The organism is Jannaschia seosinensis (assembly GCF_001408515.1).
In the GTDB taxonomy this organism is placed as follows: domain Bacteria; phylum Pseudomonadota; class Alphaproteobacteria; order Rhodobacterales; family Rhodobacteraceae; genus Jannaschia; species Jannaschia seosinensis.
In genome coordinates this window covers 52,114-63,120 of sequence record NZ_CYPR01000085.1, presented here as the reverse complement: position 1 = coordinate 63,120, position 11,007 = coordinate 52,114, and the positions used below count along the sequence as shown (strand labels likewise).

Annotated in this window: 9 protein-coding genes and 2 pseudogenes; 6 read left to right on the top strand and 5 right to left on the bottom strand. The window is 66.4% G+C overall.

The annotated features are described in order from the left end of the window. Positions 1 to 225 (bottom strand): annotated as a pseudogene (locus tag JSE7799_RS07170) (transposase); the annotation flags it as partial. A 129-nt stretch (positions 226 to 354) separates the two neighbouring features. Here JSE7799_RS07170 and JSE7799_RS07165 point away from each other — a divergent pair. After that, complete coding sequence (locus JSE7799_RS07165) at positions 355 to 1,536, top strand: IS256 family transposase (RefSeq protein ID WP_055663008.1); 1,182 nt, start codon at positions 355 to 357, stop codon at positions 1,534 to 1,536. Positions 1,537 to 1,578: 42 nt separating this feature from the next. Here the strand turns inward: JSE7799_RS07165 and JSE7799_RS07160 are convergent. Next, positions 1,579 to 2,094, bottom strand: a pseudogene (locus tag JSE7799_RS07160) (transposase); the annotation flags it as partial. 689 nt (positions 2,095 to 2,783) lie between these two features. Between JSE7799_RS07160 and JSE7799_RS07155 the strand changes: the two are divergent. Together JSE7799_RS07155 and parA are read left to right on the top strand one after the other, a co-directional pair. Next, positions 2,784 to 3,590: a hypothetical protein gene (locus JSE7799_RS07155; protein WP_055663006.1), complete on the top strand. Its 807-nt coding sequence runs from the start codon at positions 2,784 to 2,786 to the stop codon at positions 3,588 to 3,590. Between the two features lie 66 nt (positions 3,591 to 3,656). After that, positions 3,657 to 4,295 carry a ParA family partition ATPase gene (gene parA / locus JSE7799_RS07150; RefSeq protein ID WP_055663005.1) on the top strand — a complete coding sequence of 213 codons (639 nt, stop codon included), beginning with the start codon at positions 3,657 to 3,659 and terminating at the stop codon, positions 4,293 to 4,295. 24 nt (positions 4,296 to 4,319) lie between these two features. On the opposite strand, the gene JSE7799_RS07145 is transcribed toward parA, so the two are convergent. The 3 genes from JSE7799_RS07145 to JSE7799_RS07135 form a co-directional block, all read right to left on the bottom strand. Further along, positions 4,320 to 6,371 (bottom strand): capsule polysaccharide biogenesis protein, encoded by a 2,052-nt coding sequence (locus JSE7799_RS07145; protein WP_055663004.1) that lies wholly within the window; start codon positions 6,369 to 6,371, stop codon positions 4,320 to 4,322. A 1-nt stretch (position 6,372) separates the two neighbouring features. Then, on the bottom strand, positions 6,373 to 7,512 hold the full coding sequence (locus JSE7799_RS07140; RefSeq protein ID WP_055663003.1) for a polysaccharide biosynthesis/export family protein: 1,140 nt from the start codon (positions 7,510 to 7,512) through the stop codon (positions 6,373 to 6,375). A 77-nt stretch (positions 7,513 to 7,589) separates the two neighbouring features. Further along, positions 7,590 to 8,870: a capsule polysaccharide biogenesis protein gene (locus JSE7799_RS07135; RefSeq protein ID WP_055663002.1), complete on the bottom strand. Its 1,281-nt coding sequence runs from the start codon at positions 8,868 to 8,870 to the stop codon at positions 7,590 to 7,592. Between the two features lie 136 nt (positions 8,871 to 9,006). Here JSE7799_RS07135 and JSE7799_RS07130 point away from each other — a divergent pair, with 136 nt between their 5' ends. The 3 genes from JSE7799_RS07130 to JSE7799_RS07120 all read left to right on the top strand — a co-directional run bounded on the left by JSE7799_RS07130 (position 9,007) and on the right by JSE7799_RS07120 (position 10,977). Next, complete coding sequence (locus JSE7799_RS07130) at positions 9,007 to 9,609, top strand: riboflavin synthase (RefSeq protein ID WP_055663001.1); 603 nt, start codon at positions 9,007 to 9,009, stop codon at positions 9,607 to 9,609. Between the two features lie 137 nt (positions 9,610 to 9,746). Continuing rightward, positions 9,747 to 9,992 (top strand): HP1242/YdcH family protein, encoded by a 246-nt coding sequence (locus tag JSE7799_RS07125; protein WP_055663000.1) that lies wholly within the window; start codon positions 9,747 to 9,749, stop codon positions 9,990 to 9,992. A 214-nt stretch (positions 9,993 to 10,206) separates the two neighbouring features. Then, positions 10,207 to 10,977 (top strand): SDR family NAD(P)-dependent oxidoreductase, encoded by a 771-nt coding sequence (locus tag JSE7799_RS07120; RefSeq protein ID WP_055663012.1) that lies wholly within the window; start codon positions 10,207 to 10,209, stop codon positions 10,975 to 10,977. Positions 10,978 to 11,007 lie beyond the last annotated feature (30 nt).

Sequence of the window (11,007 nt, the reverse complement as noted above, 5' to 3'; positions counted from 1 at the left end):
GCCCAGCACCTCACGTTTGCCGTCCTCGTTCACCGCAATGGCCACTATCGCGGCGCGGCTGACAATGCGCCCGCCGTCACGCACCTTCAGGTACGTGGCATCGAGCCAAAGGTAGGGCCACTCGCCCTCCAGCGGCCGCGACAGGAACGCGTTCACCCGCTCATCGATCTCACCGCAGAGCCGGCTGACCTGGCTCTTCGACATGCCGCCAGCGCCCATGGCCTTGGTACTGTACCCTCAGGTCTGGAAATTCGCTTGAGACGCGGGGCGTGAGCTCGTGCTGGGGCGCCCCCCAGCACGAGCTGCCCATTCTGATATTCCATGGAGTTGCAACACAACCATGGAGAAGAACGAATGAACAGGCGGAAGGATACGGCGCTTGAGGCGGTCTTGGAACAGTTGATCGAGCACGGGCCCGGCGAGATGGCCTCGGTGTTCGCGCGGGCTTTCGAGCTGGCGATGCAGATCGAACGGGAGCGGTTTCTCGGCGCGAGCCATTATGAGCGCACGCCCGAGCGTCACGGCTATGCCAACGGCTACAAACCCAAGCGGATCGACACGCCTGCGGGCACGGTGAGCGTGCAGGTGCCCAAGACTGCCGGGCATGGGGAAGAGCCGTTCTATCCGCAATCCCTCGAGCGCGGGCGGCGGTCGCTTCGGTCCGTCATGCTGGCGGTGGCCGAGATGTACGTCAAAGGCGTCTCCACGCGTGACGCCGAGGCTGTCATGCGCGAGTTCGGGATCGAGAGCCTGTCGTCCTCGCAGGTCAGCCGGGCTGCCAAGCTGCTCGACGACGAACTGGAGGCATGGCGCAACCGCCCTCTGGGCCAGGTAAAATACCTCATCCTCGATGCCCGGTACGAGAAGATGCGCCACGGCGGGGTGGTGCGCGATGCTGCCGTGCTCTCGGCAATCGGCATCGGCCCGGACGAGCGGCGGCGTGTTCTGGGCGTTTCCGTGGCCCTGTCCGAGGCCGAGGTCCCCTGGCGGGGCTTCTTGGAGAGCCTGGTCGCCCGCGGCCTGCGCGGCGTCGAGTTCATCGTTTCGGATGACCACTCAGGGCTGCGTGCTGCCCGGCGGGCTGTTCTTGGCGGCGCCACATGGCAGCGCTGCCAGTTCCATCTCGCGCGCAACGCCATTCATCACGCTCCGAACGTCGAGATCCGCAAGCGCATCGGAGCCGAGCTGCGCACCGTGTGGAATGCCAGCACGCTCGCCAAGGCAGAAACGGCCTTGGCAGAGATCGTCGCCAGCTATCGCACCTCTGCGCCGAAGCTGGCCGCATGGCTGGAGGAAAACGCGCCCGAGGGGCTCGCGGTCTTCACGCTGCCCGAGCACCATCGCCGCCGGCTGCGCACTTCAAACCCGATGGAGCGATCCGTCCAGCACGAGCTCAAGCGGCGCACCGTAAAGGTCAGGGTCTTTCCCAGCGACGACGCTCTGCTGCGACTGGTCAGCGCCGTCCTCGTAGAGATCGACGAGAAATGGGCCTCCGAGACCAAGGCCTACATCAAATGGGAATGCCAGGATGCATGACCCGCTCTCAGCAGAATTTCCAGACCGCAGGTTGCTCTATCCATTGAACAGGCGCAGCTGCTGGTGGCCATGCACCGCGTCAAAGGTATCGTCGATGTCGAGCACGATCCGGCTTGGGGGGCGCGCAAACGAGTGGCAGTAGAACCGGACCATCTCGCGGCCCATGCGGATAAGGGCGCGGGCGTCTGGCAGGTTTTCCATGCGCAAGATCGTCGGCTGCGAACACAAGACCGGCCCTGTTTCCGGGCCACGCTCCAGCGCGATCCTGAAGCTGGGATCGTACCGCAGGGCGGTCGCGTCATTGCCGTCTTCATATCCCGCCGCGATCATCATGATCCGGAACCGGATGATGTCGCACAGGCTATGCTGAACTTTCGCCGGGTCACGCGGATCGTGCAGGCAATCTGCGAGCCGCTGCGCCAGACCCGCCCTGCGCTCGATCTCGCGCAGCAGGGTCAGGCCGGCGTCGGAGCTCATGTCGGCGCCGTCAAACCCGAGCAGGACCGGCTTGCCATTGAGGGGTGACAGGCGGGGCGTGAAGCACGTAGATTGAGCCATGGCGGAGGTCGTCCTGCTGAAATCTGAATCTTTGGCGTCGATAACCAAAAAATACAGAGTTTCAGACGGTTACGCCACCTCCGCCGCCTTCTCGTGAATTATCCGGGCTAGTCCGTCCGCGAAAGCAGGAGCCTCGGGAATCAGACAACTCGTGAAATAGTGGCGCTCTGGCAGGGGCATCCATGTGTGCGCAGACCGGTCCAAAGGTGGGAGCCATCCTTTTCCTATTTGGACACATCAGAACTTCACTGCCGGCTACAGGGATTGCGGTGTCTCAGTTCGAGACAGCGATGCAAGCCTTGGGTCTCGGAAACGTGGTGATGGAAACCCTACGACATCAGGCGTTGCTCCAGCAGTTTCATGTAATTCATCTTAGCCTCGGCACAGCTCCGGCGGTGTCGGGCTCCTAGGGGGCAGTATTTCTGCGTAACACGATGACGGCGGGGGCACCTCGAATCGCGATGGCATTGTGGCAATTGCGCATGTAACAAGCCGTCTCGGTTCGCGGACTTACCGCTGCCGAAGGGGGGGGCAAGCCGGCAGGACCGGCAGCACGATCGCGGTCTGCTCGAAGAGATGGCGCTGCAAGGTTCACGTCCGGCTGCACCATCCTGCTTCATCTTGCATTCTCAGGCCGAACGCGGTCCCACTCCGCCACAAGTCGGCTGGCCGGGAGTTGGGGAGATGGCATGAAGCAGATCGTCTGTATGCGCTGGGGCAAGAAATACGGGCCGGAATACGTGAACCGCCTGTACGGCATGATCGCGCGTAACATCACACCGCCGTTCAAGCTGTTCTGCCTGACCGACGATGCGAGCGGTGTTCGCCCCGAGGTCGATTGTCGTCCCATGGCCGATCTGGGGTTCGAGATGCCTAAGCTTCGGCGCGGCATCTGGCACAAGTCGCGGCTGTGGATGGTGGAATTATCCGGTATCGAGGGGGTCGTGCTGTTCGTGGACCTCGACGTGGTGATCACGGGCTCGCTTGACCCGTTCTTCACCTACGGTGCCGATGACGATGTCATCCTCGCGCGCAATCCTGTCAAACCGTTCGAACGGCTGGGGCAGACGTCGCTTTACCGGTTCAAGGTCGGGACGCTTGCGCCGCTATGGGAGGAGTTCCGCGCCGATCCGAAAGCGGTGGGCGAGCGCTGGACCTACGAGCAGCGTTTCGTCACCAATCGCGCACCGGGTGGCGTGACCTTTTGGCCGCGCGGCTGGGTGGTGCATTACCGCCATCATTGCGTGCCGTTCTTCCCGGCGAATTTCGTGATGGAGCCGCGCCTGCCAAAGGGTGCCCGCGTGGCGATCTTTGCCGGGCAACTCAATCCCGCCGACGCCGTGATCGGCCGCTACCAAAAGGATTATCCGGTCCTGTCACCGTCCCAGCATGTCAGGCGAGCGCTCACCGGTCCGGCACCGCGCGAGGGCCGGATGAAGTACCTGCGGCATTTCGTGCGGCCGTCTTCGTGGGTGCGGGAGCATTGGCGGGAATAACGATGCGGGATTGAGCGCCGCGGCGCGGCATGCTTGGGTGACGCCGGGACAATTCGGAGGTCCAACATGGCGACCGTCATCACGCTCGCACAGCAGAAGGGCGGATCGGGCAAGACGACCCTTTGCGCGAACATCGCGGTCGAACTGGCCGCGCGCGGGCGGGAAGTGGCGATCCTCGACAGCGACCCGCAGGGCTCGCTCGGGCGCTGGTTCATGACCCGCTTCGAGCGGGAAAGCGGGCTGCAAGGCGATCTGACCTTCTCGACCGCATCCGCCTGGGGGGTAAGCTACGAGGCGGGGAAATATCAGAAGACCCATGATTTCGTGCTGATCGACACGCCGCCCAAGATTGATGCGGATCTGCGCCCCGCCCTCAAGGTCTCCGATCTCGTCGTGGTTCCGGTGACCGCAAGTCAGGTCGATCTCTGGGCGACGGAAGGCGTTCTGGAGATGGCGGCGCGCGAGGGCAAGCGACCCTTTGCCGTGCTCAACCGGGGGCGCAGCGGAACGCGGCTGACCAACGAGATTCGCGGTGCCCTGTCGGAGATCGAGGCGGATGCGGCGGAGACGGTCATCGCCAACCGGGTCGCCTATGCCGAGGCGATGGGCTCCGGTCAGGGGGTGCGCGAGTTTCCCGGCGCCAAGATTGCCGCTGCCGAAATCACGGCGCTGGTGGACGAGATGCTGGCCCGGATCGACGGCTGATCGCTGCCTTGCCGAAATGCCGCGTCACCGCCAGATGCGCGCTTGGCTCGCCAGCACGCCTTGCGCCTTGGCAAGAAGCCGGTTGATCCGGCCCGGCGCGACGAACGGGCCGTGGGCAAGACGGTGGACGATCACCTCGGGCGGGCAGGCCGTGCCGATGACGGGATCGAAGTAGCGCGGATAGTCGATCATTACGGCTTGAACGAGCGCGTCCAGAGACGGTCGCACCACGCGGCGACGCGCGGGGATCGCGCCACGATCGTCGTTCAGGCCCCATCCCGCGTAGAAGGGCGCCCCGAGCGTGACGACGCGCCGCCCGCGCAACAGCGCCTCGAAGCCGAGAAGCGAGGTCATCGTCCAGACCTCGTGCGCCTTCTCGATCAGCGCGATCGGGTCTGCTTCATGCGCAACGAGATCGGCATCGGCCGCGTCGATGGCGCCCTCGCGCAGTCCCGCTTCGACGTCGGGATGAGGCTTGTAGACAAGGAAAGCCTCGGGATGCGCAGTGCGTGCGGCGCGCAGGAGGCCGGCGTTGTCGCGCACGTCGGATGTGCCGAGCCGAACCGACGCGTCGTCAGCGACCTGACCCGGCACGAGGATGATGCGGTCATCGGGAAGGTCGGGAACCGCGCCCGGCAGATTGTATTTCGACAGGCGCGCAGCGGCGATCGCGGTGCGGAGCGCCCGCGCCCGCCCAAGCGCCTCGGGCGGCAGGCCCGCCGCGCGGATGATCGCGTCCTCTAGATCGCTGCGCCGGGTCGGATCGAGGTACAGACCCTGCCGGTCGAGCACGAGGGAGAGGGGCGGGATCAGATCCGCGCCGAGCCCGCGCGACCGCAGGAACCCGTCCTCGATCCGGACACTTCCGGCAGGGGCAGAGGCGTGCGCCGACCCGGAAGACGGCCGAGGCAACAGGGCCGCCGATCCCGCATCTTTTCCAACGTCCGCTGTCGTCGCACCGGTGCCCCAGACAAGCCTTTGCCGCTTCGGATCGTCCCGGAACACGACGCGGCCCGACAGGAAACGGCGCAGCGGCGCGCGCTTCCACAGGCGCATGCCCGGCGCGGACCAGCCGGGCGTGTCCTCGCGCCAGGCGCGTGCGCGGGCTTGCAGGATGCGGATCACGTCCACGGGATCGCAAAGCCTGTCGCGATGCGGGTTGTACCAATGCGGATAAAGCACCAGCGCTCCCGCAAAAAGCTGCGTTCGCGTCAATTTGCGCGTCCGCCGGTCCAGCGGCATGCGGTCGTCGTCGAGGCCCCAGCCGGCATAGAAGGGCTGTCCGAAGGTGACCGGGCGATGATCGTGCAAAATTGCCTCGAAGCCGATCTGACTGCTGACCGTATAGACCCGGATCGCGCCCGACAGGAGCGTCGCGGGCGGGATCGACCGTGTCTCCAAGGTGGCGTTATGGGTAGCGTCGGCCTGCGTGTAGTGGCCGGGGCGATGACCCGCGACCGTTTCGGGATGGCTTTTGATGAGGATGCGCGCGCCGGGATTTTCCTCCCGCGCGACGGCCAGCATCTCGCGGAACGTGGCCTCGGACGCGCCGCCGAGGCGGATGGAGGCATCGCCGCGTGTCTGATCCACCACGAGGACATAGCCGGGCTCCGGCGCGACGAGGTCGGTTCGGGTGGCGGCGTATTTCGTCACGCCCGACCGGGCCCATTCCTCCATCGCCTGACGTGTGCGCGCGATTAGGTCGCCGTCGTCGAACGGATGGGTGGCAAGCAGGCGTTCGAGCGATGAGGGTTGCCGCGCATCGTAATGCGCCCCGTCCCGGTCGATGGTCAGACCCAGCGGCGCCTCGCCCCCGCGCAGGCGGGACGTCCGCCCGGGATGGAGCGAGCGCAGCCACGCATCCTCGATCCGCAGGATAGGGGCCCCGGTCCGGCCTGAGATGGCCTCCGCCCGCCGCGCCGACGCGCCGTCATGGCCCCAGGCGGCGATCCATTCGCCGTCGCGTGGCCAGCCGGGCTGGAGATCCACCCCGGCAAGCCAGGCGATGCGGCGGATGCGGTTCGACAGGAACCCGCCGGAGACGAAGCGGGCGACCCGCGCCCCGTCATCCGGCACGTCAGTTCACGCCGACGGTTCTCGCCGAGGATACGATCGGGTTCAGCGAGCCGAAGAGCGCGGCAATCGTGCGGTTCCAGCGGACGATCGGCGCCTCGGTTACATAGACGGTGTCGCCGTCGCGGATCACGAAGTCGCGGGCCTCGAACATGCCGTTGGGCTCGGTCAGGTCGAGGACGTAGATCATGCGCTGCGGGCCCTGGAGGTCAGGCCGCCCGATGACCTGTCGCGCGATACGCTCATGTTCGTCGCGCAGGATAAAGACGCCGGTCGGGTTGGCGTAGTTCGGGTTCAGGCCCCCGACCTGCGCCAGCGCCTCAATGGCTGAGATGGTTTCGGTTTCGAAGGACAGACGGTTCTGCGCCCCGGTTGCGCCGAGAACGGTGAAGGTGCGCGTATCGGCCTCCAGGAAGACCGTATCGCCATCGCGCAAGGCGATGTCGAGAGCCGGCTGCTTGTAGAGGTCGGACAGATAGGCCCCCTCGCTGCGGCCGTTGCGGGTAACGGTGACGGTCGTGATCTCCGGTTCGGCGGCAACCCCGCCGGCGCGCGCGATCATCCCGGTCAGCGTGCGGGTCGGGCGCTCGATCGGATAGACGCCCTGTGCGCCGGCGGTGCCCACGACCGCGACGGTGGCCCCGTCGCCCGCCAGGCGTTGGACCACGACCTGCGGATCGGGGGTCTGCTCGTCGAGACGGGCGGTTATCGTGCGACGCAGCGCCTCAGGGGTGTTGCCCGCGGCCTGGATGCGGCCGGCATAGGGAATGAAGATGAAGCCCGACGCGTCCACCTGCACCTGGTTGATCTGGGATGCGGACGCGCCGACATTTGTCAGAAGCCCGTCGGTGACGTTCTCGTAGACGATCAGGCTCAGCGTGTCGCCCGGTCGGATCGTGTCGGTTCCCATGAGGCCCGCGTTGCGAAAGGATTCCGAGAAGCCGAGCGTGGGGCCCACGGCGGTCGCCGTCGTCACGCGCGCATCGACGGGAATGACGAAAGCGTTGCCCTCGTTCTCGATGGCGCCGGCGAAGATTTCGTTCTTGGTCGGGCCGGACCGGGGAATCGTGCCGCAGGACGCGACCAGCGCCACGGCGAGGGATGCGGCGATGAAGCGCGCCGTCCGGGTTGCCTGGATGCTCAAATCTCTGCCTCTCGTCTGCGTCAGTGGCCTCTGGGTCGCGTTTTCACCGATCCGGGCCCGTCAGTCCATGGCCGGGTTCACCCCGAGACCGGTTTCAGGTTCTGGCGTGGTGCCGAACGCCCGCTGGCCAGTCGGTCGTACGGGTCGGAATCGGTCAGCATCATGTCGACGACCTGGCGCAGCAATTGCCGTCGTCCACGCGCCGAATAGAAGCCCCCCGCGACCTGCGACGTCTCCAGAAGGTAGTGCCGGTAATTGCGGTAGGCCCGGGAATCGGGTCGTTGCGGATCGGCGAAGAAGGCGGAAATCGGCTGATCGCTCACGAATTCGGGCTTGGCGTAGACGGAACGGCCGAGAGCGAGGACGGGCAGGCCGCGCCAGAGCGCCTGCTGCGCCGCGGTGGAATTGACCGTGATCGCCGATCGCGCCCCGTTCATCAGATGGGCCAGCTTGCCGCCGCGCAGGACATGGACGCGGCCCGCTAGCCCGTGCTTCCGGGTCAGTCGGCGGATCGCCGCCTGATCCGGCCCGCGTCCGGCATCGAGCGGGTGGGCCTTGAGCACGAGGTGGTGATGCGCCGGTGCCCCGGCGGCAAAGCCCGCGATGACGTCTTCGAGAAAGGCCATCGTCGATGGGTAGGGCGAATGAGCCCTGAAGTTCGAATCGTGCTCAAGCTGCATCAGGCACAGGTGGTAGGGAAAGCCACCATGGACGATGCGCCGCGTGCGCACCCGCCGCTCCAACGCGGTGAAAGGCATGGTGAGCAATCGGCGCAGGTGGAGGCGGAATTCCTGCCCGACCGTGAGGTCGCGATGCGGGCGCCAGCAGGTGTAGCGGGCGGGTCGCAGCAGCACGAAGAAGTGGTAGAGCGCGCCGTAGAAGACGTGGTGGCGCATGTCGCCCCAATGGGCCGGCGCGTCGGGCAGGTCGCGATTCATTCCGGCCAGCGCAGCCTGCATCTGCGGCACGGTGAAACCCATCAGCCGCGAATTCGCATTCGCGCCGCCGCGTTCGTAGGAAACCCACCACGGGCGCAGGTACCCTTCTTCGAAGACATGGATGCGGATGCCGCGGGTGCGCGCGGCGGCGATGGCGGCGGCGTGGATCGGCCGCGTGTCGCCGTAGAGCACCAGATCGGTGACGGCGGTGTCGTCCAGCAGCGCGCCGCAGGCGGCGGGCCAGTCCTCCGGCGTTCCCTGATAGGCCGTGAAGCTGTCTCGGCGGGGCCAGAACGCCTCGTCGCCGCGGTTGAAACCCACCCGGTGCACATGTGCCCCGGCCGCGCGCAGAAGGCCGGCGAGCCGGTGGAAGAAGGGCCCATGCGGACCTTGCAGGAACAGAAAGCGGCGAGTGTCCATGGTCGCTCCCGATACGATTCCGGCCGTCGCAGTGCCAGCACCCGGGACGCGAATGCCGCAACCGTGACGCCAATGGGTCACTTGCGGCGGGAGGCGGCCTTCGCTAGCCCGAAATGCGACCTGAGGGAGTGCCTCCATGTTCACTGGCATCGTCACCGATATCGGCACCATTCGCCGTCTCGACCCGCGCGGCGACCTGCGCGTGCGCATCGGCACCGCTTACGACCCCGCCGGGATCGACCTCGGCGCGTCGATCGCCTGCGACGGCTGCTGCCTGACGGTGGTGGACCGGGGGACGGATGCCGATGGCGGCTGGTTCGATGTCGATGTCTCCGCCGAAAGCCTCTCGAAGACCGCGCTGGGCGACTGGGTCGAGGGATCACGCGTGAACCTGGAGCGCAGCCTGCGGGTCGGCGACGAAATGGGAGGGCACATCGTGTCGGGACATGTCGACGGTGTGGCGCGGATCGTGTCGATCACGCCGGAGGGAGACTCGCGCCGTTACCTGTTCGAGGTTCCGGCGGAGCTTGCCCGCTTCATCGCGCCGAAAGGCTCGGTCGCGTTGAACGGGACGTCCCTCACCGTCAATGAGGTGGAGGGGACCCGCTTCGGCGTGAACCTGATCCCCCATACGCAGGAGGTCACCACATGGGGCGGCGCGGCCGAGGATGATCGCGTGAACCTCGAGATCGACACGCTCGCCCGTTACGTGGCCCGGCTGGTCGAGACCGGCATCTGAGATGGGTATTCTGCGGCCATCTATTTCGCGCGGCTGGTAACGAGACGCCCGCTCTTTCATCTTCGCAGCTTGATTTGCGTCAAGGCCGGCCGGTCCGGCGCAGGTTATCGGGCAGGGGACAAAAAGCGGAGATCGTCATGTCCCATGTGCCCCACGAATTGTCCGAAGAATTCCCCGATGCCGGCGAGCGGATCTCCCGGCTGAAGTCCGGATCCACCCATTTCGCGAAGATGGTGGATCGGTATCACGAGGTGAACCGGGAGATTCACCGCGTCGAGACGAATGTGGAACCTTGCTCCGACCAACATGCGCTGGATTTGCGGCGGGAGCGGCTGCACCTGAAGGATTCCATCGCCGCCGCGCTGGCCGCCGAGACGGCCTGAACAAACCGGATCCAAGGGACTTCGACGGCCGCGCCGGGACCTGGACCCGGCGCGGCCGCCTTGTTTCCGCGGGGCAGGGAAGCATGTTCCGAGGCATCGGTCACGGCAGGCGCGTGCAGCAACACCGGCTGAAACGCCTTCGGACGAGGTCGGGGTGCCGTTTCGTGCGCCGCGGGCTATGTCGCTCGCGGAGAACCTGTTTCGGAGCACAGACATGAGCCGCACCCCCTTGGCGCTGGTTACCGGCGCATCCTCGGGCATTGGCGCCGAGATCGCGCGGATCCACGCCGCGCGCGGCGGCGATCTGATCGTGGCCGCGCGGCGGCAGGCCGAGCTCGATGCGCTGAAGGTGGAGCTTGAAGCGGAGCATGACGTCTCGGTCACGCCGGTCGCGGCCGATCTGGGCACGTCCGGCGGCCAGTCCACCGTGCTGGCCGCCTGCGAGGGGCGCGAGGTGGGCATCCTCGTCAACAATGCAGGCTTCGGCGGGCGCGGTACATTCCTCGAGCGGCCGCTGGCCGACGATCTCGCGATGATCGACCTCAATATCGGCGCACTGGTGACGCTTTGCCATGCCTTGGGGCAGCGGATGGCGGAGCGTGGCTCCGGGCGTATCCTGAACGTGGGCAGCACCGCCGGCATGATGCCCGGCCCGCTTCAGGCCACGTATTTCGCCAGCAAGGCCTTCGTGAACAGCTTCAGTCAGGCCCTCGACGAGGAATTGCGCGAACGCGGCGTCACCGTGACGCTTCTCGCGCCGGGCTACGTTGAAACCGGCTTTGCCGCGCGTGCCGACATGGAGGGTATCCCTCTGACGAAATCCGGCAAGGACGCGGCCTCGGTCGCACGCCATGGCTACGATGCGATGATGGCCGGCCGGCTGGTCGCGGTGAACGAGCCGGCGTTGGCTGTCGGCACACGGCTGATGGGTCTGATGCCGCGGCGTGCCGTGCTGCGGATGGTGCGAAAGATGCAGACGCGGTGATCGCCGCCGCACTGGCTTCCGGCCGGTCGG

Coding starts and splice junctions, on each gene's coding strand:
- JSE7799_RS07165 (WP_055663008.1), top strand. CDS start 355: ATGAACAGGCGGAAGGATACGGCGCTTGAGGCGGTCTTGGAACAGTTG.
- JSE7799_RS07155 (WP_055663006.1), top strand. CDS start 2,784: ATGAAGCAGATCGTCTGTATGCGCTGGGGCAAGAAATACGGGCCGGAA.
- parA (WP_055663005.1), top strand. CDS start 3,657: ATGGCGACCGTCATCACGCTCGCACAGCAGAAGGGCGGATCGGGCAAG.
- JSE7799_RS07135 (WP_055663002.1), bottom strand. CDS start 8,870: ATGGACACTCGCCGCTTTCTGTTCCTGCAAGGTCCGCATGGGCCCTTC.
- JSE7799_RS07130 (WP_055663001.1), top strand. CDS start 9,007: ATGTTCACTGGCATCGTCACCGATATCGGCACCATTCGCCGTCTCGAC.
- JSE7799_RS07125 (WP_055663000.1), top strand. CDS start 9,747: ATGTCCCATGTGCCCCACGAATTGTCCGAAGAATTCCCCGATGCCGGC.
- JSE7799_RS07120 (WP_055663012.1), top strand. CDS start 10,207: ATGAGCCGCACCCCCTTGGCGCTGGTTACCGGCGCATCCTCGGGCATT.